Below are 22,457 nucleotides of genomic sequence, written 5' to 3' on the forward strand. Positions count from 1 at the left end.
TCCTGATACGCCCGCCCCCGCCGGGCGCCGGACGGAGGTCCGAACGGGGGACGGGGACCCGCACCCGCGCCGTGTCGCCCCGCCGCCCGGCGGCCGCCCGGACACCCCGCGGCTACGCTCTGCGCCTGATCCGTGGGCAGTGGTACCGAAGGGGGGCGTCATGTCCGCTCTGCCGCTCGACTCGACCGGCCTGCCGCACGAGGCACCCGGACCCGCCCCGGACCGCCGCGGCACACGCATCGCCCTGCCCATGGCCCTCGCCCTGCTCGCCCTGCCGCTCATCACCGCCGCCCACCACTCGCGGCCCGTCCCCTACGGAGACCACCTCACCGTCCACGCGCGCGTGGAGGCCACCGCCACGGACCCCGCACTGCGCACGAAGGGCCCGGCCGTCCAGGCGTACGACACGAAGAGCGGCAGCCCCCGCTGGACGTACACACGCGCGGGACGCCGACCCGTCACCGTCCTGCCCGCGTCGGGGCACGCCTTCACGCTCTGGAACGACGGTCTGGTCACCGACACCGCACGCGCCGACGGCGGCTCCGTGCGCTGGCACCGCGCCATCCCCGCCGCCGCGGGCTGGCTGCGCACCCCGGCCGCCCGCGGCGGCGCAGGCGTCCTGCGGCCGCTCACGCCCGGCGCCCGCATGCTGGCCGTCGTCACCCCGCACCGCATCGCCGCCTACCGCACCGCGGACGGCGACCTGCGCTGGGTGCTGCCGGCCCGCCCCGGCTGCGCCTTCGAACCCGCACGGTCCGTGCGCCGCGGCGCGGCCCTCCTGATCGCGCAGCCCTGTACGGGACCGGCCGCCTCATGGACCTCCCAGGTCGTGGCGGTGGACGACTACGGAAGGATCGTTCCCGGCCGCACTCCGCTGGGCAACGGGGATCTTGAGCGGCCCCAGCGCCGGTAGGAGCCCGGAAAAACAGTTGCGACGGCCCGTTAGACTGGCTGCCATGGCAGCTCCTCTTCTCAGTTGGACGGCATAGACACCGGTCCCGAGCACCTCAGTCGTCCCACTCGCCGTCCACTCTGTTCAGGAGTACCCCCGTGATCACCGCTTCCGGCATCGAGCTGCGCGCCGGCGCCCGCATCCTCATCGAGAACGCCTCCTTCCGTATCGCGAAGGGCGACCGCATCGGCCTCGTCGGCCGCAACGGCGCGGGCAAGACCACCCTCACCAAGTGTCTGGCGGGTGAGGGCATCCCCGCCGGCGGCACGATCTCCCGCTCCGGAGAGGTCGGCTACCTCCCGCAGGACCCCCGCACCGGCGACCTCGACGTGCTCGCCCGCAACCGCATCCTCTCCGCACGCGGACTCGACGTACTGATCCGCAAGATGCGCGAGAACGAGCAGCGCATCGCCAGCGGCTCGGGCGCCACCCGCGAGAAGGCCCTCAAGCAGTACGAGCGCCAGGAGACGGAGTTCCTCACCAAGGGCGGGTACGCCGCCGAGGCCGAGGCCGCCACCATCGCCGCCGCGCTCAACCTCCCGGACCGCGTGCTCGGCCAGCCCCTGCACACGCTCTCCGGTGGTCAGCGCCGCCGTATCGAGCTGGCCCGCATCCTCTTCTCGGACGCCGACACGCTCCTCCTCGACGAGCCCACCAACCACCTTGACGCCGACTCGATCGTCTGGCTGCGGGACTACCTGAAGACGTACCGCGGCGGCTTCATCGTGATCTCCCACGACGTCGACCTCGTCGAGACGGTCGTGAACAAGGTCTTCTACCTGGACGCCAACCGCGCCCAGATCGACGTCTACAACATGGGCTGGAAGCTCTACCAGCAGCAGCGCGAGTCCGACGAGAAGCGCCGCAAGCGCGAGCGCCAGAACGCCGAGAAGAAGGCCGCGACGCTGCACTCGCAGGCCGACAAGATGCGCGCCAAGGCCACCAAGACCGTCGCCGCGCAGAACATGGCCAAGCGCGCCGACAAGCTGCTCGCGGGCCTGGAGGCGGTGCGCCAGAGCGACAAGGTCGCCAAGCTGCGCTTCCCCGAGCCCGCGCCGTGCGGCAAGACTCCGCTGATGGCCGAGGGCCTCTCGAAGTCGTACGGCTCGCTGGAGATCTTCACCGACGTCGACCTGGCCATCGACAAGGGCTCGCGCGTCGTCATCCTCGGCCTCAACGGCGCGGGCAAGACGACCCTGCTGCGGCTCCTCGGCGGCGCCGAGAAACCCGACACCGGACAGGTCATCGAGGGCCACGGCCTCAAGCTCGGCTACTACGCGCAGGAGCACGAGACGCTCGACCCGGACCGCACGGTCCTGGAGAACATGCGCTCGGCCGCCCCCGACCTCGACCTGGTCGAGGTCCGCAAGACGCTCGGCTCGTTCCTCTTCTCCGGAGACGACGTCGACAAGCCCGCCGGTGTGCTCTCCGGCGGTGAGAAGACCCGGCTCGCCCTCGCGACCCTGGTCGTCTCCTCGGCCAACGTCCTGCTCCTCGACGAGCCCACCAACAACCTCGACCCGGCGAGCCGCGAGGAGATCCTCGGCGCGCTGCGCACCTACAAGGGCGCGGTCGTCCTCGTCACGCACGACGAGGGAGCCGTCGAGGCGCTGCAGCCCGAGCGGATCATCCTGCTGCCCGACGGCGTCGAGGACCTGTGGGGCCAGGACTACGCGGACCTCGTCGCCCTCGCTTGATCGAACCGGTGATCCACTGCGTATGGATCATTCGGCCGATCCGTGATCCCTCATCTGTGTGAGCTCTCCTCGTACCGAGGTGTGGCATACACGGATTTTGCCGCCGATCTGCGATGAGGCTCGCCTCATCGCCCGGCACGGCGCTGACCTGGCGGTTCGCCGCGTTCGCCGTTCGATCGCGCGGAATCCGGTGTCCGGAATCTTCGATTCCGATCGTGATGGACGCCGCCCGAGCAGCAAACCTCGCCGTACGGACCTTGTCGAATGGGTGGCCAGGAAGCCCAGGAGGGGTGATCATGAGAAGTCCAGAGCGCACTTCCCATGAGGAGGCACGGGTGGCCGAGACTCTGAAGAAGGGCAGCCGGGTAACCGGCGCCGCGCGCGACAAGCTCGCGGCAGACCTGAAGAAGAAGTACGACGGCGGTGCGAGCATCCGGGCGTTGGCCGAAGAGACCGGCCGCTCGTACGGGTTCGTGCACCGCATGCTCAGCGAATCGGGCGTCACGCTGCGGGGACGCGGCGGGGCGACGCGAGGCAAGAAGGCCGCCGCCGGCTGACGGCGGCGGCCCGCAGTACCGGTGGTCCGATGGTGGCCACCCGGTCGGTCAGCTGATCGACCGGGTGGTTACTGTGCAGTCACTTACGGGCGCTCCAGTGCGTCCGGCCCGACCGCACCCACTCGGAGGCACCCATGGCTTCGTCCGACAGCGAGCTCGCACCGGTTCTCGACAAGGACGGCGTACGCCTCACCATCGACGAGGCCGTCGCCACGGTGACGCTGACCAATCCGGCCAAGCGCAACGCCCAATCTCCGGCGCTGTGGAGGGCGTTGACGGAGGCCGGTCAGCTGCTGCCGGGCAGTGTCCGCGTCGTGGTGCTGCGCGGTGAGGGCAAGTCCTTCTCCGCGGGCCTCGACCGGCAGGCGTTCACGCCCGAGGGCTTCGACGGCGAGCCGTCCTTCATCGATCTCGCACGCGGTGAGGACGGCGTCCTCGACGCCACGATCACCGAGTACCAGGAAGCTTTCACCTGGTGGCGGCGGAGCGACATCGTGTCCATCGCCGCCGTCCAGGGCCACGCCATCGGCGCCGGCTTCCAGCTCGCGCTCGCCTGCGACCTGCGGATCGCCGCCGACGACGTGCAGTTCGCCATGCGCGAGACCAGCCTGGGCCTGGTCCCCGACCTCACCGGCACCCATCCGCTGGTGGGGCTCGTCGGCTATGCCCGCGCGCTGGAGATCTGCGCCACCGGCCGCTTCGTCCACGCGGACGAGGCCGAGCGGGTCGGCCTCGCCAACCTCGTCGTGCCCGCCGACCAACTCGACGCCGCCGCCAAGGACCTGGCCGCCGCACTCGTCGCCGCGCCGCGTGACGCGGTCATCGAGACCAAGGCGCTGCTGCAGGGCGCGACGGGCCGCTCCTACGAAGAGCAGCGCGTCGCCGAGCGCGCCGCCCAGGGCCGCCGACTGCGCGACCTCGCGGGCCTCGGCGACTGACGCACCCGTACGCCCTAACCCACCTCGGTGACGAGCACGGCCACCGAAGGGTGGTCGGGCAGGGCGTCACCGACCGCCGCGCGGACCGCGAGCGCCACGTCCAGAGCACGGTGCCCGCGGTCCGTCGCGAGCTCCACGCGCGCGTGGCGGCGCGGCAGCGTGTCCGTCGCCGTGCGCTGCTCGATGTGCACGGCCCGGCCGAGCACGCCGGTCAGCCGGGACACCCCGGGCACCGACAGAGCGGCCCGCTCGGCGCGCCCCTCGTCCCCGTCGCTCGCGGCTTCCCTGCCGGCGGCCCCGGCGGACTGCTCCGACGGTTCCCCTTGGGGACGTACGTCCTCGGGGTCCGCGCCCTCGTCGAGCAGGGCCGTCACCCTCAGATCCACCTCCCGCACCACCAGACCGAGCCGGTCCGCCGCCGCCCCGGACAGCGCGGCGCGCAACCGGTCCGCCGCCGCCGGCAGCGGCTCGCCGACGGCGGCCGCGAACTCCGCGGTGATCCGCAGCGGCCCGGGCGGCAGCGCGCTCGGCGGTGCCGGCACGGCCGCGACGTACGTCGTCCCGGGATCGGCCGGAGCGAAGCGGACCCTGCCGAGCCGCACGCCGGTGATCCCGTCAGCCATCTGGCGCAACGCGCCGTCCGCCGCGGATTCCGTCATCCACGCGCCGTCCGCCGCACCGCCCAGCGGCAGCACGCGGCCGAGTCGCAGCTGCCGTCGCACCGCCTGGGTCAAGCCCTCACCCGTCATGACTCCACCCTGCCGCATCCCGGGCGCGCGGGCGCGGGGCCGCGCTTAATGTGAGCGGAGAAGCAGCACCCCACGGAGCAGATCCCCTTTCGAAAGGAACGGGACGACGATGAGCGACACCGGACAGCGGAACGCGTCTCAGACACTGCAGAAGGACTCCCCGAAGGAGAGCGCGGCGAAGTCCGCGACCGGCCGGGGCGGCGGTGACCCCGGCGGCCGGGGCCGCACCACCATCGCGGACGGCGTCGTCGAGAAGATCGCCGGGCTCGCCGCGCGTGACGTGGAGGGCGTGCACGCGATGGGCGGCGGCCTCGCGCGGACCTTCGGCGCCGTGCGCGACCGGGTCCCCGGCGGCTCGAAGTCCGTGGCGCGCGGCGTGAAGGCCGAGGTCGGCGAGGTACAGACCGCGCTCGACCTGGAGATCGTCGTCGAGTACGGCGTATCGATCGCGGACGTCGCACAGGACGTGCGCGAGAACGTGATCGCGGCCGTCGAGCGCATGACCGGGCTCGAGGTCGTCGAGGTCAACATCGCGGTGAGCGACGTGAAGCTGCCGGACGAGGAGGACGACGAACCGCAGGGCCGCCTCCAGTAGGACATCCCGCCAAGGGACCCAGAGCGATCCAAAGGAGCGCACGATGAGCATGGCCGTGATCGGCATGGTGGCCGGAATGGCTCTTGGCTTCGCCGGATACTTCGGCGGATTCGGGGCGTTCCTGCTGGTGGCCGCCCTGGGCGCCATCGGCTTCGTGGCCGGGCGGTTCCTCGAGGGGGACCTGGAGCCCGGCGACTTCTTCCGCGGCCGCGGCGACCGGGGGCGGTGAGCGGTGGCGGCACAGGTCGCACCCGGAGAGCGCGGCGCGACCCGGATCGCCGACCGGGTCGTCGCGAAGATCGCCGCGAGGGCGGCGCGCGAAGCGGTGGACGCGGTTCCGGCCGACGGCTCGCCGCCCCGCGCCACGGTCTCCGTCCGCGACGAGTCCGCCCGCATCCGCGTCAGTGTCGAACTGGACTACCCCTGCGACATCGGCCGCCAGTGCGGCGCCGTGCGTCGCCAAGTCGCCGAGCGGGTAAGGGCGTTGGCGGGGATGGACGTGCCCGAGGTGGCCGTCCAGGTGGAGCGGCTGCACTCGGCGCGAGTCCGCGCCGCGGCACAGGGGAGGACACGATGAGCGAACCCCGAGGCGGCGGCACCCAGCCGCTGCCGGTCGTCGAACAGTCGGAGAGCGAGCTCGACCAGTCGTCCTCCGCCACCGTCTACCAGCCGCATCCCACGCTCTCCGAAGACGACAAGGTTCCCCGGTTCTGGTCGCGCCGCCGGGTGCCCGCGGCCCTCCTCGCCCTGCTGGCCCTCGGCGCCACCGGGCTGCTCCTCTACGACGTCGTCGCCGTCCGGGCCGACCACCCCGCGATGCGCTGGCGCCGCGAACTGGCCCACCGGCTCGGCGAGCGGCCCCTTGACGACACCGCCGTGCTCGCCGGGGCCGCCGTGGCCGCCCTCGTCGGCCTCTGGCTCCTCGTGCTCGCCGCGACCCCCGGACAGCGCCGCCTCCTGCCGATGCGGCGCACCCACTCGGACGTGCGCGGCGGGCTGTACCGAAGCGCCGCCGCCATGGTGCTGCGCGACCGGGCCATGGACGTGCCCGGCGTCCAGTCCGCGCGGGTCCGCATGACGCGCTCCAAGGTGGCCGTGCGCGCGGTCTCCCACTTCCGGGAACTCGACGACGTACGCGGCGACCTGGACACCACCATGGCCGACGGCATCCGCGAGCTGGGCCTCGCGCGGACCCCGGGCCTCTCCGTCCATGTGGCCCGGCCCGGCCGGAAGGGATGAGTCCGATGCTGCGCACGGTCAACCGCGTACTCCTCGCCCTCGCCGGGCTCGTGCTGCTCGTCCTCGGCGGCTCGGTGCTCGCCGTGGGGCTCGGCGCGTCGCCGCCTTCCTGGTGGATCCACGACGGCCGGCACGACGTGCTGGTCAGCGCCGCCGACCGGGCGCGGTGGCGGGACCACGGGTGGTTCTGGCCCGTGGTCATCGCCGTTCTCGCCGTGCTGGTCCTGCTCTCCCTGTGGTGGCTCTCCGCGCAGCTGCGCAGGCGCCGCCTCGCTGAGGTCCTGGTGGAGACCGGGGACGGCGAGGGCGCGCTGCTGCGCGGCCGGGCCATGGAGAACGTACTGGCCGCGGAGGCGGAGACGCTGGACGGTGTCGACCGCGCCCAGGCCGTCCTGACCGGCCGGCGCAGCACGCCGCAGGCGCGCGTGGACCTGGCCCTCGCGCCCCACGCCACCCCGTCCGACGCCCTGCACCAGCTCTCCACCGGGCCCCTCGCCCACGCCCGCGACTCGGCGGGCCTGCCGAGCCTGCCGACGACGGTGCGCCTGCGGGCCCGCAAACACCGTGCGGAACGCGTGAGTTGACCGGCCGGGCACGCGCCCCGGCCGCCGTCAGAAGCCCGCGCGGGCCCCGCCGTCCACCGGGACCATGATCCCCGTCAGGTAGGACGCCGCGGGGGAGAGCAGGAAGGCCGCGGTGCGGCCGAACTCCTGAGGGGTGCCGTAGCGGCGCAGCGGGATGGTCGACTCGTTCGCGGCGCGGGTGGCGTCCGGGTCGGGGGAGAGGCCGTCGAGCTGGCGCATGCGGTCGGTGCCGATCCGGCCGGGGAGCACGCCGACGACGCGGATGCCGCGCGGGCCGAGCTCGTCCGCGAGGGACTTGGCGAATCCGGCGAGCCCGGGCCGCAGACCGTTCGAGATGGTCAGGGCCGGGATCGGCTCGTACACCGAGCCGGAGAGCACGAAGCCGATGACGCCGCCCTCGCCGAGCTGCGCGGCCGCCGCGCGGGCGAGCCGCACGGCGCCCAGGAAGACCGACTCGAACGCCGCCCGCCACTGTTCGTCGGTGTTGTCCGCGACGAAGCCGGGCGCGGGCCCGCCGACGCTGATCAGCACACCGTCGAAGCCGCCGAAGTGCTCACGCGCCGCGGCGATCAGCGCGTCCGGGGCGGCGGGGTCGGCGTTGTCGGCCGCCACGCCCACCGCGTTCGGCCCGAGCTCGGCGGCCGCTTCGACGGCCGTCTTCTCGTCGCGGCCGGTGATGACGACCTTCGCGCCGTCCGCGACCAGTTCGCGCGCGGTGGCGTTGCCGAGGCCACGGGTGGCGCCGGTGACTACGTAGACACGGTCCTTCAGTCCAAGATCCATGGCCCCTATCCTCCCGCGTCCGGCCCGTAGAGCGCGAGGGCGGTATTGACCAGCCCGATATGGCTGAATGCCTGCGGGAAGTTGCCCAGCTGCCGGCCGGTCGCCGGGTCGTACTCCTCCGCGAGCAGCCCCACGTCGTTGCGGAGCGCGAGCAGCTGATCGAACAGCTCACACGCCTCCTTGGTGCGGCCCGTCATGTGCAGCGCGTCGGCGAGCCAGAACGAGCAGGCGAGGAAGGTGGCCTCGCCGCCCGGCAGTCCGTCGATGCGCCGCTCGTCCGCGCTGTAACGCCGTACGAAGCCGTCGCGGCCCAGCTCCCGGTGGATCGCGTCGACCGTGCCGATGACGCGCGGGTCGTCCGGCGGCAGGAACCCCACGCGCGGGATGAGCAGAAGTGAGGCGTCCAGCTCGGCGGAGCCGTAGAACTGCGTGAACGTGTTGCGCTCGGCGTCGTACCCGCGTTCGCACACCTCCCGGTGCACCTCGTCGCGCATCTTGCGCCAGCGGTCGACGTCCCCGAGGTTCTCGGCCAGGCCGGGATCCTCCTCAAGCGCGTGCACGGTCCGGTCGGCGGCCACCCAGGCCATCACCTTGGAGTGCACGAAGTGCCGGCGCGGACCGCGGACCTCCCACAGGCCCTCGTCCGGTTCGCGCCACTTCTCCTCGAGGAACTCCAGCATGCACCGCTGGAGGTTCCAGGCGTGCGGGCGGGGGGCCAGGCCCTTCGCGCGGGCCATCGTGAGGGAGTCGATGACCTCGCCGTACACGTCGAGCTGCAGCTGGTTCACGGCGTCGTTGCCGATGCGCACCGGGGCCGAGTCCTCGTACCCGGGCAGCCACGGCACCTCGTACTCCGGAAGCCGCCGCTCACCGCATATCCCGTACATGATCTGGAGGTCGGCGGTGTTGCCCGCGACCGCGCGCAGCAGCCAGTCGCGCCACGCCTCGGCCTCCTCCAGATAGCCGGCCGCGACCAGGGCGCCCAGGGTGAGGGTGGAGTCGCGCAGCCAGGAGTAGCGGTAGTCCCAGTTGCGCACGCCGCCGATCTCCTCGGGCAGGGAGGTGGTGGGGGCGGCGACGATGCCGCCGGTCGGGGCGTAGGTGAGCGCCTTGAGGGTGATGAGGGAGCGCACGACCGCTTCGCGGTGGGGCCCGTCGTAGCGGCAGCGCGCGGTCCACTCCTGCCAGTCGGCGAGGCTGTCGCGCAGCGCCTCATAGGGCTCGACGAGGGTGGGGCGCGGCTCGTGCGAGGGATGCCAGGTGAGGACGAATGCCACCTTTTCGCCCGCCTCCACCGTGAACTCGGAGTGCGTGCTGAACCCCTCGCCCCAGGTGCGCACCTCGGGTTCGCTGCGCAGCCACACCGCGTCGGGGCCCGCGACGGCGACGCGGAGCCCGTCGATGCGGCGCATCCACGGCACGACCGAGCCGTAGTCGAAACGGAGGCGGAGCGTACTGCTGACCGTCACCCGGCCCGCCAGCCCTTCGACGATGCGTACGACATCGGGGGCGCGGTCGCGCTGCGGCATGAAGTCGGTGACGCGGACGGTGCCCTCAGGGGTCTCCCACTCCGAGTCGAGGACGAGGGTGCCCGGCCGGTACGCGCGCCGGGTGCAGGGGCCCGCGTCCTTCGGCGCGATGCGCCAGTGGCCGTTCTCCTCGTCGCCGAGCAGCGCGGCGAAGCAGGCGGCCGAGTCGAATCGGGGCAGGCAGAGCCAGTCCAGGGAGCCGTCCCTGCCGACCAGGGCGGCGGTCTGGAGGTCGCCGATGAGCGCGTAGTCCTCGATGGGGTGATGCACGCAGAACGGCTTCCCGGGATAAGGCCCCGTCAATCCGGCCCGCCGCCGCGCGGATACGCGCGGCACCCCGGCTCAGACGTTCGCCGCTGCCGCCTCGGGCGCGGGAGCCTCCGCGGCCGCCGCCGCGCGGTCGCGCCGCTCCCTGCGGACCAGCACCACCCAGCCGACGGGCACGCCCGAGGCGAAGAGCCACCACTGGACCGCGTACGCCATGTGCGCGCCGATGCTGCTGTGGTCGGGCTCGCCGATCAGTTCGGGTGAGCCGTTGCCCGGCTCGGGCGAGGTCTGCTCGACGTAACCGCCGAGGACCTGCTTGCCGAGGCTGTCGGCCTGCTGCCCGCTGCTGATCAGCATGATCTGACGGTCCGGCAGGCCACGGACGTTCTTGATGCCGCTGGCCGCGGAGGTCTCGTCGGCCTTCATGCGGCCGGTGATGGTGATCTCGCCCTTCGGAGGGGCGGGGATCTTCGGGAAGGCGGTCTGCGGGCCGTCGGCCGGGATCCAGCCGCGGTTGACGAGCAGGACCTTGCCGTCCGCCAGGACGAAGGGGGTGAGGACGTGGAAGCCGACCTCGTCGTCGGAGTTGGTGCGGCGGCGCACGACGACCTCGTGCTCCGTGTCGAATGTCCCCTTGGCGCTCACCCGGCGGTAGAGGTCCTTCTTGGGCACCTCGTGGCCGGGCGAGGTGAGCTTCTCGGCCGGGACCGGGTCGGCGGCCAGCGCGTCGGAGACCCGCTGGTTCTGCGCGACACGGTTCTCGTGGCGGTGCAGCTGCCAGAAACCCAGCTCGACCATCACGGGGATGAGGACGAGGGCGATGAGGGTGAGGATCACCCACTGCCGGGTCAGGAGGAAGCGGTACACCCCACGAAGGTACCTCTAGCTCCGTGGGGTGCCTGCCCGGGGGTGGGTTCGGTGCCCGCCCGGCGGCGGAGCCGGTCACACCTTGTCGATGATGCCCACCCGCCCCTCCGCCCGCGAACAGTGGGCGCCGCAGTACCAGTGCCCCTCCACCTCGACGCCCTGGCCGATGATGCGGCACCGGCAGTGCTCGCAGATGGGCGCCATGCGGTGGATGGCGCAGGAGAAGCAGTCGAAGACGTGCACCGCGCCCTGCGCGTGCACTTCGAAGGACATGCCGTAGTCGTTTCCGCAGACCTCGCAACGTGCCATGCGCCACAGGGTGGGACGCCGCGGCGGTGCGGGGCGAGCGGTCGGCGGGCGAGTCGCCCGCAATCACCCGTCTGACGCCTGCTCGGTTACGACTCCGTGGCGGGCGCCACGTCCTGGAGGAGCTGCCCGAAGGCCGCCTCGTCGATCACCGGTGTGCCGAACGAGCGCGCCTTGACGGTCTTGGACGTGCCGGAGTCCGGGTCGTTCGTGACGAGCAGGCTGGTGAGACGGGACACACTCGTCGCGATGTGCAGCCCGGCCTCGACCGCCCGGTCCTCCAGGAGTTCACGCTCCACGGAGGTGTCTCCGGAGAACGCCACCCGCATGCCCTGCTTGAGTGGTTTGCCCGGTTCGTAACGCCCCGGGTTCGGATACGGGCACGGCTGGCGCTTGCGCGAGGGGCGCCAACTCCCCGGCCGGTACGACGAGGAAGGCGCGGGTCCCGTCGACTGCCGGACGATGCGCGGCGCGCCGTCGGACCACTCGGTCAGCGGGCGGCACTCCAGGAGCGGCAGCCGGACATTGCCGCCCGCCGCCGCGTGCAGGCTCGGGCGGAACGCCTCGGCGAGCACGCGGGCGTCGTCCAGCGCGTTGTGCGCGTGGCGCTGCTCGACACCGAAGTGCGCGGCCAGGGACTCCAGCTTGTGGTTGGGCAGCGGGAGCGCCAGCTCCTTGGAGAGGGCGATGGTGCACAGGCGTTGACGCACGGGGGCCCGGCGCTCCGCGCGCGCGTACTCCCTGGCGATCATCGACCAGTCGAAGACCGCGTTGTGCGCGACCAGGACGCGGCCGTCCAGGCGTCCCGCGAACTCCTCGGCGATGTCCTTGAAGAGCGGCGCGTCGGCGAGCATCGAACTGGTGAGCCCGTGGATCCAGACCGGGCCCGGGTCGCGCTGCGGGTTGACCAGCGTGTACCAGTGGTCCTCGATCTCGCCCTGCGCGTCCACGCGGTAGACGGCGGCCGACACTATGCGGTCGTCGCGGGCCAGGCCGGTGGTCTCCACGTCGACGACCGCGTATCCCGTTGGATACGCGGCCGGCCAGGGCACTGCGGACGCTGCGGTCGTGTGGTCTTCGAGCATGGTCCATGAGGATACGGGCCGCGACTGACAGTCAGGGCGCCGGTCCGAGAAGCCCGGCCACCAGAGCCCTGACGGAGGTGGTGAAGAGCGCCTCCGCGTCGACGGGTCCGGCCAGCGCGCGGGCGAGCGCGCCGTCCTGCTCGGCGGCCTGCGCCGTCCACAGCTCGTCCTCGCCGGGGCGCTGCTCGGGGGCGCGTTCGCGGTTGCGCTCGACCAGGACGTGGCCGACGACGTGGACCTGGACGGCGCGCACGGCGTCGGCGGCGCGGGCACCGCGCAGGCCGGCCTCGTGGAGCTCGTGCACGAGGGCCCGCTGGGCGGGCAGGAACATCCGTTCCGTCAGGCCACGTTCGTGGACCATCGCGACGAGGTGCGGGTGGTCGAGGAGCTGGTGGCGCAGGGCGCGGGCCACGGAGGCGACGCGCCGCGCGGGGGTGCGGCCGGTGGCGCGGATCTCGCCGAGGTCGGCGAGGGTGCGCTCGACGAGGGCGTCCAGGAGCGACTCGCGGTTGCCGACGTGCCAGTAGATCGAGGTGACGGCCGTGCCGAGCTCCGCGGCGAGCGCGCGCATCGTCAGGGCGCGCGGGCCGTGCCGCTTGACGAGGCGCGCGGCCGTATCGAGGACCTGCTCCCGGTCCAGATGCGCACGGGACTTCTCCCTGCCCTTCTCTTTACCCTTCACGAGCCCTGTTGTAACTGTGTTACAGAACCGCCGCAAGTCCCGGCCGCGGGCCCGAGTCCGCGCTGACGAAGGGTGGTACGACATGGCACGCATTCGCTACGGAGCGCGCGACGAGGCGGAGATCGCCGCCTCGCGCACCGCGAGCTCCAAGCTCCCCGACATCTGGTCCACGGGCGTGGTGGCCGTCTGGGAGAGCGATCCGGACGCGGTCGCGGCGGTCCTGCCGCCGCCGCTGAAACCCACCGGGCGTCCCCTGGTGCGGGCGAACATCAGCAAGGTGGACCTGCCCGGCTACCCGCTGGGCGCGGGCTCGGTCGCCGTGGCCGCCGAGCACGCGGGGGTGGTGGGCTGGTATCCGCTGGTGATGCCGATGACCCACGAGCGGGCCCTGATCGGCGGGCGCGAGGTCTTCGGGGAGCCGAAGAAGCTCGGCGAGGTGGAGGTCGAGCGCGACGGCCTGGTGGTGCGGGCCCGGCTCGCCCGGCACGGCATCGCGTTCGTGGAGGTGCGCGGCGCGGTCAGCGGCGCGCTGCCGCTGCCCGAACCGACGCGGAAGACCGACTTCTACTTCAAGTTCCTGCCCGCCGTGGACGGTTCGGGCTTCGACGCAGACCCCGTACTCGTGCACTGCGTACGGAACGAGAAGGTCCGCAAGCTGGAGGCCGTCACCGGGGACGTCGTGCTGCGCGAGTCGATGTACGACCCGGTGGCCGATCTGCCGGTGCGCGCGCTCGTCGAGATCACCATCGGCGAGAAGACCACCGACCAGCAGGGCCGCGTCGTCGACCGCGTCAGCGCGCAGGCCCTGCTGCCCTACATCCACCAGCGCTACGACGACCCGGCGCAGATCCTCGACGGGCCGCCCGAGGGGAGCGTCTGAGATGGAGCTGCGTGCGGGGCAGGTCGCCGTCGTCACGGGCGCGGCGAGCGGCATCGGGCTCGCCATGGCGCGGCGGTTCGCGGCGGACGGCCTGACGGTGGTCCTCGCGGACGTCGAGGCCGGCGCTCTGGAGAAGGCCGCCGCGGAGTTGCGCGAGGACGGCGCGACGGTGCACGCGCGCGTGGTCGACGTCGGGGTGCGCGAGCAGGTCTTCGCCCTCGCCGACGAGGCGTACGACAGGTTCGGCGCCGTCCATGTGCTGTGCAACAACGCGGGGGTCGGCTCGGGCGCCGAGGGCCGCATGTGGGAGCACGAGCCGAACGACTGGAAGTGGGCCTTCGAAGTCAACGTCTGGGGTGTCTTCCACGGCATCCAGGCCTTCGTGCCCCGCATGATCGCGGGCGGCGAGCCGGGGCACGTCGTCAACACCTCCTCCGGGGACGGCGGCATCGCGCCGCTGCCCACCGCCTCCGTGTACGCGGTCACCAAGGCCGCCGTGGTGACGATGACCGAGTCGCTGTACGCCCACCTGAAGGCCGAGCACGCGCGCGTGGGCGCCTCCGTGCTCTTCCCAGGACCCCACATGCTCCGCACCGGCCTGTGGGAGTCGCACCGCAACCGGCCCGACCGGTACGCCAAGTCCCGCCCCCGCAGGACCCCTTACCGCAGCCTCGACCAGTGGGAGGCCGCGATGAAGGAGGCGGGCCAGGAGGTGGAGTTCACGCCCGTCGAGCAGGTCGCGGACTTCGTGGCCGAGGGCATCGCGGCCGGCCGTTTCTGGCTGCTCCCGGCGAGCGAGCACAGCGACCGGCAGATCAGGGCGAGGTCGCGCTCGATGCTCGACCGGTCCGACCCGGCGTACTTGGAGAACTTCATCCTGGACTGAAGGGAGCGCCTCCCATGAGCGCTCAGGACCCGTACCTCATCATCTCCTCCGACTGCCACGCCGGGCTCCCCACCGAGGAGTACCGGCCCTACCTCGACAGCCGCTTCCACCGTGACTTCGACGCCTTCCTCGGCGAGCGCGGCGCCCGCCGCGAGGAGGCGACCCGGCTCGGCATCCGCAACGACGCGTTCGCCGCCAAGTGGTTCCAGGACAACGAAGAGGGCCTGCGCGGCGGCTGGGACAGCGCGCAGCGCGTCAAGGAGCTCGACGGCGACGGAGTGGCCGCCGAGGTCGTCTTCCCCGACGCGGACGCCGTCGACAGCCGGACGGCCGCCCCCTTCGGAGTGGGCCTCGGCCTCTCCGGAGACCAGGACCCGGAGCTCGGCATGGCGGGCGCGCAGGCGCACAACCGCTGGCTGGCCGACTTCGTGTCCGAGCACCCCGAAAGGCACTGCGGTGTCGCCCTGCTGCCCATCACCGGAGAGGTCGACCGCGTCGTCGCCGAGGTGTACCGCGCCAAGGAGTCGGGGCTCGGCGCGCTGATGATCCCTTCCATGTGGGTCGACAAGGCGCCCTACCACGACCGGCGTTACGACCCCGTGTGGGCCGCGGCCGCCGAGTGCGCGATGCCCGTGGTCACCCACTCCGGAGCGGCGCCCCGCCACGAGTACGGCGATCACCTCGGGATCTACGTCTCCGAAGTGACCTGGTGGCCCGCGCGGCCGCTGTGGTTCATGCTCTGGTCCGGCGTCTTCGAACGCCACCCGGGACTGCGGTTCGGGGTCGCCGAGTCGGGCTGCTGGTGGCTGCCGAACCTCCTGTGGTTCATGGACCGCCTCTACCTGGGCGCGCACGGCGGCAAGAAACTCTCCCCGTTCGCGGAGCTGAAGCGCCCGCCGCACGAATACCTGGACCGGCAGCTCTTCGTCTGCGCCACCAACACCAAGCGCCGCGAACTCGCCCAGCGGTACGAGATCGGCGTCGACAACATCCTCTGGGGCAGCGACTTCCCGCACCCCGAGGGCACCTGGCCCGACACGCGCGCGTGGCTGCGCAAAACCTTCCACGACATCCCGGTGGCGGAGACCCGCCGCATGCTGGGCCTCGCCGCCGCCGAGGTCTTCGGCTTCGACACGGACCGGCTCGCGCCGCTGGCGCGCCGCATCGGCCCGACACCCGCACAGCTCGGCCAGGCGGACGACCAGGAGGCCGTGGCCGCCTCCTGGGCGCGCTCGCGCGAGGTGGGCCGCCATTGGCTGACCGACCACGACTTCCCGGTACTGGGAGCGGACACATGAACTCACCGCGTACGACCGAGGACCGCTACACCGTCATCTCCGCGGACTGCCACGCGGGCGCCGATCTCCTCGACTACAGGCCCTACTTGGAGTCGCGCCACCACGACGCGTTCGACGCGTGGGCGGCCACCTACGTGAATCCGTACGAGGACCTCCTCGCGGACACCGCCGACCGCAACTGGAACTCGGACCGCCGCGTCGCCGAGCTCGAAGCGGACGGCATCGTCGCCGAGGTGGTCTTCCCGAACACGATCCCGCCGTTCTTCCCGAGCGCGTCCCTGATGGCCCCGGCCCCCACCCGCGAGGAGTTCGAGCAGCGCTGGGCGGGTCTGCGCGCCCACAACCGCTGGCTCGCGGACTTCTGCACCGCGGCCCCGGGACGCAGGGCGGGCGTCTTCCAGATCCTCCTGAACGATGTCGACAAGGCCGTCGAGGAGATCCACCGGTCGGCGGCGGCGGGCCTCACCGGCGGCCTCATGCTGCCCGGCACACCGCCCGGTTCGGGCCTGCCCGAGCTCTACTCGTCGACGTACGACCCGATCTGGGCGGCCTGCGCCGAACTGGGCGTACCCGTCAACCACCACGCGGGCTCGGCCTCGCCGCCGCTCGGCGACGAACCGGCCGCGCGCGCGGTGTTCATGGTGGAGACGACGTGGTTCTCGCACCGCGCGCTCTGGCACCTCGTCTTCGGCGGTGCCTTCCGCCGCCACCCGGACCTCAGGCTGGTCCTCACCGAGCAGGGCTCGGGGTGGGTCCCCGGAGTGCTCGACATGCTGGACTACTACCACGGGCGCCTCGTCGCGGCCGCGAGCAAGGCCGGCGGCCCGGACACGGCCGAGTCCAAGTTCGGCGCGGGCCTCGCCGACGCGATGGGCAAGGGTCCCTCCGAAGTGTGGCGCGACAACTGCTTCGTAGGAGCCAGTTTCATGCGTCCGCACGAGGCGGCCCTGCGCGACCGGATCGGCCTCGACAAGATCATGTGGGGCAGCGACTACCCCCACGACGAGGGCACCTACCCCTACTCCCGCGAAGGCCTCCGCACCGCCTACGCCGGCCTCCCCAGGGACGAGATCGCGGCCATGGTCGGCGGCAACGCGGCCCGCGTCTACGGCTTCGACCTGGACCGGCTCGCAGAGATCGCGGCACGCGTGGGCCCCACGGCCGAAGAGCTGGCCGAGCCCCTCAAGGAGCCACCCGCCGACGCGACGAGCCCGGTGTTCGCGGGGGGAGGGGCGGTGCGGGTCTGGTGAGCGCGCGGGCCGGAGGCGGTGTCCTGCGCCGGGCACCGCCACCGGGCCCCCTGTGGGATCCTGGCCCGCGTCGAGCTCGGAGCAACGGGGGGCGCGGAACCATGGGGGAGAGCAAGCGGGCGCTGATCATCGCCGTTCCGCGCTATGAACTCGAGGAAGAGTTCCCCGACTTGACCCGGGCCGTCCACCGTGACGCCGAACTCATCGGCGAAGCGCTGCACTCCTCCGGATACAGCGTCGAGGTCCTCGGGCTCGCACCCGACAAGCCCGCCCAGCGCTCCCGCGTCCGCAGCGCGATCAGCCGCATCTGCTGCACCGCGCCGGAGGACGGCACCGTCCTCGTCCACTTCACCGGACACGGCCTCTCGGTCGGCGGCGCCGACCATCTCGTACCGTCCGACGCCCAGTTGAGCTGGGCCGCCGAGCCACCCGAGGTGGCGCTCGACAGCCTCATCGATCTGGACCTGACCTCGCTGCTCCAGGGCTGCCGGGCCGGCACGGTGCTGCTCACCGTCGACGCCTGCCGCGACCCCGCGGGCACGGACGGCGGTTCGCACGGCGGGCCCGCGACCAACTTCCCTTCGTGGCGCGACCGCGTCGCCGTCCTCTTCGGCTGCGGCCCCGGCCAGACCTGCGGCGCCGACGACGAGCAGGGCAGCCACTTCACGCGCGCGCTCGCCGAGGCGCTCGACGCCGACACCTCGCCGCGCACCGTGGCCGAGGTCATCGCGTACACGACGACGAGGACCACGGAGCTGGCCCGCGCGGCCCGGCACGAGCAGACCCCCACCCCGCACTACGCGCCGAGCGGCCCCGACGCCATCGCCCGCTTCCCGCTCTGCTCCGGACGTACTCTCCAGGAGTCGTGGTCGACGGCGGTCTGCGACCCCGAGCTGTGGGCGGCCGTGCGCTGCGACGACGAACGCCGCGCCACGCTCCAGCAGGCCCTGGTACAGCTCACCCGTGAGTGTGCCCGGTGGTGCAGGGCCGCGACTGCTGGGGTGCACGACCCATGGGCGGACGAGGACTATCCCGTACGCGTCCTCACCAAGGGCCTGCGGCCGCTCCTCGCGCCCTCACAAACTCAAGGGGGGCCGGTCCTGGATGCGGGAGAGTTCGCCGTGCTCGCCGCGGCTCCCTTCGTGCGGGAGGCGTTGTACGCCCTCGGTGTCAAGACGGCCGTCGCGGCCGACGCCTTTCACCTCGATCCCGCCGTCGGCGACAGTGAGACGGAGACGGAACGCGTCGACCTCGAACACACCTTCGCCGCGCATGCGTTGATCTGGCGCAAAGGTCGCGAGCTTGCGGGCCGAGGGCGCGATGAGGACGCGCGGGCCGTCGCCGCCTGGCTCATGCACCGGCACGTGCGGGGCAAGGAAGAGCTGTGGGACGACCAGTACGTCACCCAGCTCCTGCGTCCGCTGGCCAGGGCACTGCTCGGCGAGAGCGCGCCGACCGGACGCGCCGAGGAACTCGCCGACGAACTGGTGCGCGTCTGCCGGCAGACCGGGATCGTGCCTCCCCAGCCCGGCGGCGACGACCGGGAACCGCCCTACCGCCTCACCGAGCTGGTCTGCGCAGGGCCGCCGGGCACGAGCGAGGTGACCGAGCGCTGGCGCCCCCGGGAGCTGGCCTGGCTGATCGCCGTCGCCGGGCTCTTCGGCGGCGATCTGCGGGAGCTGCCCGGCGTGCTCGTCGACAACATCGGCGTCACCGACGGGCTCGTACCGGCGCAGGCCGTCGCGAGCGTGCGGGAGCTGCGGTGGGTCAGGGACCGCTACACCCGCGCCGTCGACCTCGACCTTCAGTGCCCGCACCCCGCCGTCCACGCGGCCTTGGAGGCGCTGACCGGCTGGGCCGACGACGCCGTGCAGCGTGTGCGGGAGCATGCGGGACCGGCGCCGGACGACCTCTTGGCGTACCTCCCTGAGCGGGTCACCTGCCGTCGGCTCGGACCCGCGTGGGACACCGCGACCAAGAACACCGTCTATGGCGTGCCGTTGATGCGCTTCGGCCTCGCCGAGGACGAGATGCGGGAGCTGCTGATGGGCACGCAGCTCTACGGAGACCCTCATCTCGCCTTGCGGGAGCTCTACCAGAATGCGCTGGACGCCTGCCGCTACCGCCAGGCACGGCTGCGGTACGGCAAGGCCCTCAAGGGCATCCCGTACTCCTGGGAGGGAGAGATCGTCTTCCGGCAGGGCGTCGACGACGCGGGCCGCCCCTACGTGGAATGCGCGGACAACGGCGTCGGCATGGGACGCGACGCTCTGCGGGGCACCTTCTCGCGCGCGGGGCGCCGCTTCGAGCAGTCCCGTGAGTACCGCAGGGAACAGGCGCGCTGGCGTCGCGCCGACGAGACGTTGCGCATTTACCCCAACAGCCGTTTCGGCGTGGGGGTGTTCAGCTACTTCATGCTGGCCGACGAGATCAGCATCCGCACACGTGCGACGGACGACTACGGCCGCCCCGAGTCGGGCCGGGGGCTGCGCGTGGACATCGCCTCCAGTGGCAGCCTGTTCCGCATCAAGGACGCGGACGAGTCCCAGCCCGGCGGCGGCACCACGGTGCGCCTCTACCTCCAGGACGACACCGTTGATGTGGCGAAGGAACTCGGCGCGCTGGTGTGGCGCACCGATTTCGCCCTGCGGGTGGAGCGGCACGGGACGACGGTGAGGAGCTGGCAGCCGGACACGCTTTACTACGGAGGCGACGCCTCACGGGCGGTGCGGGCGACACGGGACCTGTGGTGGGTGCCGGGGCCGGGCCGACTGCTGGCGGACGGCGTGCTGGTGGGCGAGTCGGGCGAGAGACCGGGGCAGTTGGAGTTCCATCTGCCTCGGTGGGGCAGGGACGATGACAGGGAGCCCCACGATTCCCGCCGCGACAGTTTCCCGTTCGGCTGTGTGATGGACTTCAGGGAGACCCACGCACCGGAGCTCAGTACCAGCAGAACCCGCGTCTTCTCATACGACCAGGCGTGGGCGACCGGCGAGATCCTGCGGGCCTGCGCGCGGTTCGAGGCTCCGGAGTGGTTCTACCTGGAATGGCTCTGGGACTTCGCCTGGTGGGTGCCGGAGGGCGCCGCACGTCTGACGGAGCGGCTCATGGCCGCGGACGCCCACGTGACGTCCATGCTCACCTGGGACCGGACGACCCTCATCCCCTTCCGCCAGGTGGGCTTCTTCGCCGGCGATCCGGTGATCGCCGCCAAGCGCGAGGCGGCGGTATCCATCTACTCGCCGGCGGACGACCGCTATCTGGCCTGGCGGACCGGCATCCTGCGGGACGCCGGCATCAGGCGGGAGGAACGGACACTGAACCTGCCGGTTCCGGACTCGGTCGAGGGCTATCCGCGCCCCCGCGCCTGGGAGGCCGGTGCCCATGGGCGCGCCCTGTATGGAATGGACTTCCTGTTCCGTGCCGCCGTGCCACCGGAGTCCGAGGCGTGCACCTTCGGCCAGTTGCTCATGCGATCCAGGCGGCACGCCATCACAGGCATCGACGTGCCCGACGTGCCTGACCTCGACGCCGCTCACTCCATGGCCCTGGACGTCGTCGACCGGCGTCTGCTGCTCGGGGGAAGACCTCGTGGCGGGTTGCGGAGCTATTGGCTGACCGACACCGAAGAAGGCGGTGTCGGGGACGTGATCTGGCTTCTGCGGTGGTTCTCCGCGGATCCGGGGCTCCCCGTGCGTGAAGCGTTGGAGCGCGCACGACGTTTCGCCGCCGCCGGTTTCGCCTTCCACGTCCCGGACACCGCGGCGGAGCCGCCCGGCGATCACCGGGCCACCCATGAGGAGCTCGACGCCCTCTCCTGGCACCCGTGGTTCGCGAAACCCGACGGCGGAGCCGTCCGGGGCGGTGGCCCGCCCCCCTGGTTCTACGACGAGGTGCTTCGCCGCTACGCCTGGCTGGGGATGCCCGAACTGCCCGCCGTCGAAGAGTCGGCCGGGATGGCCGGGGAACGCCGGCGCAGGGAGCTCACCGACGAGGAGAGGTACGCATACTCCCAGCACTTCAACGTGTATGTGTCCGACGCGGAGGTGTCGCTCGTCAGTGTGGCTGTCGCGGCGGGTGCGCTGTCACTCACGTTCGCCGAGGTCGTCGAGCGCTTCGCCGCTACCTTCGAGGTGCTGGGAATGCGAGTGCCAGACCTCGGGGACCTCGCCGGATACACGCCCAGCAGGCTCGATTGCGAGCTGTTGCAGGCGCCTCAGCACCGCCTCCGACTGTTCGAGACGGGGGAGGAAAACACCCCCGCCCCGCTGCTCGGCACAGCGCTCGCGGTGCAGAGCGTGCAGGCGGACCCCGAGCAGGTGAGGCGGGCCCTCACACGGCTCGCGGACGGCGGGATCGTACAGCCGTCTGCCCCAGGATTCGTCGACAGCTGGCGGGAACTGTCGCGCAGTGACCTCGCTCTCCTGCCGCACGAACGGGGTACGTCCGGTCTTCTGGACCGGGTGAACGCCATCGGCTACACCGAGGCACAGGAGGAGTTCGACAACCCCTACGGGCTCATGGCAGCGGCCACGGCCGGGCTGCCACTCGGACCGGCCTTCGACCGGCTGGCCGTCCTCGGCCCGCTGACCGGCCATCCCGCGCCACTGCGCCTGCCGTCCCCGGAGCGACTCGCCGAAGTGCGGCCTTCCAGGGAGGATGCCTTCGTCTGCTGCCTGCGCGGTGACCGGGGCGCGGTCTGGCGTACGGAAACGGGCGTGCGCCTTCTGATCAAGCATGCGCGCGAGCTGAACCACACGCTGGGGGACAGCTTGGACACGCTCGTCCAGTACGCCGCGCTGGGTGCCCCCTGGCGTGCGGTCGAGGGCGACGACCAGGCGTGGCGCGACCACCGGCCGAACCCGCACGACAGCGCCCTCTTCGAGGACGACCTGGTCGGCGACGGCGGCCCTGTCACCCCCCTCACCCTCGTCCGCGTGGCCGCCCGCTTCGGCTGGCCCCTAAACCAGGCCTGGGACAGGCTCGCGCTCTACCGTCCCTTCGGCCTGGAACTCACCATGGAACGCCCGGAGATGACGGTCATCCCCCGCTGGCAGGACCTGATCCTCCTCACCTCCCGGTACACCGGCCGCGCTCCCGCCCTCACCGGGCAGGTCCCGCCCCGCCACATCGCCGTGGCCGCCCGAGAGGTCGAGGAGACCACGCACTGGGTGTGCGACCGGATCGCCCTGTACGCCGAGCTGTTCGCCCTGACGCTGCCCGAGGACTGCCCCGCCGAGCCCGCTCCCATCCCGAAGGCCGTGCCGTACCGTCCCGAAGCCGACTGACCGACTGACCGACCGACGGAGACCG

General features: G+C 72.2%; 21 protein-coding genes. 14 read left to right on the forward strand and 7 right to left on the reverse strand.

From position 1 onward, the window contains the following. Positions 1 to 160 precede the first annotated feature (160 nt). The 4 genes from ACI2L3_RS36940 (at position 161) to ACI2L3_RS36955 (ending at position 4,144) form a co-directional block, all read left to right on the forward strand. The gene (locus ACI2L3_RS36940; RefSeq protein ID WP_404756828.1) at positions 161 to 913 is read left to right on the forward strand and encodes a hypothetical protein; all 753 of its coding nucleotides are present in this window, start codon (positions 161 to 163) and stop codon (positions 911 to 913) included. A gap of 137 nt (positions 914 to 1,050) precedes the next feature. Beyond that, the gene (gene abc-f / locus ACI2L3_RS36945) at positions 1,051 to 2,649 is read left to right on the forward strand and encodes a ribosomal protection-like ABC-F family protein (RefSeq protein WP_404756829.1); all 1,599 of its coding nucleotides are present in this window, start codon (positions 1,051 to 1,053) and stop codon (positions 2,647 to 2,649) included. Positions 2,650 to 2,984: 335 nt separating this feature from the next. Continuing rightward, positions 2,985 to 3,206, forward strand: a complete 222-nt coding sequence (locus tag ACI2L3_RS36950) for a helix-turn-helix domain-containing protein (RefSeq protein WP_055550175.1) — start codon at positions 2,985 to 2,987, stop codon at positions 3,204 to 3,206. Positions 3,207 to 3,340: 134 nt separating this feature from the next. Continuing rightward, complete coding sequence (locus ACI2L3_RS36955) at positions 3,341 to 4,144, forward strand: enoyl-CoA hydratase/isomerase family protein (protein ID WP_404756830.1); 804 nt, start codon at positions 3,341 to 3,343, stop codon at positions 4,142 to 4,144. 14 nt (positions 4,145 to 4,158) lie between these two features. Here ACI2L3_RS36955 and ACI2L3_RS36960 read toward each other — a convergent pair whose 3' ends face one another. Then, the gene (locus ACI2L3_RS36960; protein WP_404756831.1) at positions 4,159 to 4,893 is read right to left on the reverse strand and encodes a nucleopolyhedrovirus P10 family protein; all 735 of its coding nucleotides are present in this window, start codon (positions 4,891 to 4,893) and stop codon (positions 4,159 to 4,161) included. Between the two features lie 109 nt (positions 4,894 to 5,002). Between ACI2L3_RS36960 and ACI2L3_RS36965 the strand changes: the two genes are divergently transcribed. The 5 genes from ACI2L3_RS36965 to amaP are packed head-to-tail and all read left to right on the forward strand — an operon-like array spanning position 5,003 to position 7,311. Then, on the forward strand, positions 5,003 to 5,488 hold the full coding sequence (locus ACI2L3_RS36965) for an Asp23/Gls24 family envelope stress response protein (RefSeq protein ID WP_404756832.1): 486 nt from the start codon (positions 5,003 to 5,005) through the stop codon (positions 5,486 to 5,488). A 43-nt stretch (positions 5,489 to 5,531) separates the two neighbouring features. Then, positions 5,532 to 5,717: a hypothetical protein gene (locus ACI2L3_RS36970; protein ID WP_404756833.1), complete on the forward strand. Its 186-nt coding sequence runs from the start codon at positions 5,532 to 5,534 to the stop codon at positions 5,715 to 5,717. A gap of 3 nt (positions 5,718 to 5,720) precedes the next feature. Next, positions 5,721 to 6,065, forward strand: coding sequence for an Asp23/Gls24 family envelope stress response protein (locus tag ACI2L3_RS36975; RefSeq protein ID WP_404756834.1), 345 nt, complete (start codon positions 5,721 to 5,723; stop codon positions 6,063 to 6,065). Further along, positions 6,062 to 6,727: a DUF6286 domain-containing protein gene (locus ACI2L3_RS36980; protein ID WP_404756835.1), complete on the forward strand. Its 666-nt coding sequence runs from the start codon at positions 6,062 to 6,064 to the stop codon at positions 6,725 to 6,727. The genes ACI2L3_RS36975 and ACI2L3_RS36980 overlap by 4 nt, the downstream gene beginning before the upstream one ends. Further along, entirely contained in the window at positions 6,724 to 7,311 is a 588-nt protein-coding gene (gene amaP / locus ACI2L3_RS36985) for an alkaline shock response membrane anchor protein AmaP (protein ID WP_404756836.1), read from the forward strand. Before ACI2L3_RS36980 ends, amaP begins: the two co-directional genes overlap by 4 nt. A gap of 27 nt (positions 7,312 to 7,338) precedes the next feature. On the opposite strand, the gene ACI2L3_RS36990 is transcribed toward amaP, so the two are convergent. The 6 genes from ACI2L3_RS36990 to ACI2L3_RS37015 form a co-directional block, all read right to left on the reverse strand. Further along, positions 7,339 to 8,094 (reverse strand): SDR family oxidoreductase, encoded by a 756-nt coding sequence (locus ACI2L3_RS36990; protein ID WP_404756837.1) that lies wholly within the window; start codon positions 8,092 to 8,094, stop codon positions 7,339 to 7,341. A 5-nt stretch (positions 8,095 to 8,099) separates the two neighbouring features. Further along, positions 8,100 to 9,893 carry a glycoside hydrolase family 15 protein gene (locus ACI2L3_RS36995; protein WP_404756838.1) on the reverse strand — a complete coding sequence of 598 codons (1,794 nt, stop codon included), beginning with the start codon at positions 9,891 to 9,893 and terminating at the stop codon, positions 8,100 to 8,102. 72 nt (positions 9,894 to 9,965) lie between these two features. Continuing rightward, complete coding sequence (locus tag ACI2L3_RS37000; protein ID WP_404756839.1) at positions 9,966 to 10,757, reverse strand: SURF1 family protein; 792 nt, start codon at positions 10,755 to 10,757, stop codon at positions 9,966 to 9,968. Between the two features lie 75 nt (positions 10,758 to 10,832). Further along, entirely contained in the window at positions 10,833 to 11,066 is a 234-nt protein-coding gene (locus ACI2L3_RS37005; RefSeq protein WP_079043687.1) for a hypothetical protein, read from the reverse strand. An 86-nt stretch (positions 11,067 to 11,152) separates the two neighbouring features. Then, entirely contained in the window at positions 11,153 to 12,148 is a 996-nt protein-coding gene (locus tag ACI2L3_RS37010) for a DEDDh family exonuclease (RefSeq protein ID WP_404756840.1), read from the reverse strand. 31 nt (positions 12,149 to 12,179) lie between these two features. Then, entirely contained in the window at positions 12,180 to 12,830 is a 651-nt protein-coding gene (locus ACI2L3_RS37015; protein ID WP_404756841.1) for a TetR/AcrR family transcriptional regulator, read from the reverse strand. A gap of 82 nt (positions 12,831 to 12,912) precedes the next feature. On the opposite strand from ACI2L3_RS37015, the gene ACI2L3_RS37020 reads away from it, so the two are divergent. The 5 genes from ACI2L3_RS37020 to ACI2L3_RS37040 all read left to right on the forward strand — a co-directional run bounded on the left by ACI2L3_RS37020 (position 12,913) and on the right by ACI2L3_RS37040 (position 22,432). Further along, positions 12,913 to 13,710, forward strand: a complete 798-nt coding sequence (locus tag ACI2L3_RS37020; RefSeq protein WP_404756842.1) for an acetoacetate decarboxylase family protein — start codon at positions 12,913 to 12,915, stop codon at positions 13,708 to 13,710. Position 13,711: 1 nt separating this feature from the next. Further along, positions 13,712 to 14,596 (forward strand): SDR family NAD(P)-dependent oxidoreductase, encoded by an 885-nt coding sequence (locus tag ACI2L3_RS37025; protein WP_404756843.1) that lies wholly within the window; start codon positions 13,712 to 13,714, stop codon positions 14,594 to 14,596. 14 nt (positions 14,597 to 14,610) lie between these two features. Beyond that, on the forward strand, positions 14,611 to 15,894 hold the full coding sequence (locus ACI2L3_RS37030) for an amidohydrolase family protein (RefSeq protein ID WP_404756844.1): 1,284 nt from the start codon (positions 14,611 to 14,613) through the stop codon (positions 15,892 to 15,894). Further along, positions 15,891 to 17,144, forward strand: a complete 1,254-nt coding sequence (locus ACI2L3_RS37035) for an amidohydrolase family protein (protein WP_404756845.1) — start codon at positions 15,891 to 15,893, stop codon at positions 17,142 to 17,144. The genes ACI2L3_RS37030 and ACI2L3_RS37035 overlap by 4 nt, the downstream gene beginning before the upstream one ends. Positions 17,145 to 17,245: 101 nt before the next feature. Then, positions 17,246 to 22,432 carry a caspase family protein gene (locus ACI2L3_RS37040; protein ID WP_404756846.1) on the forward strand — a complete coding sequence of 1,729 codons (5,187 nt, stop codon included), beginning with the start codon at positions 17,246 to 17,248 and terminating at the stop codon, positions 22,430 to 22,432. Positions 22,433 to 22,457: the final 25 nt, after the last annotated feature.

This window comes from Streptomyces sp. NPDC029674 (assembly GCF_044903205.1).
Lineage (GTDB): Bacteria > Actinomycetota > Actinomycetes > Streptomycetales > Streptomycetaceae > Streptomyces.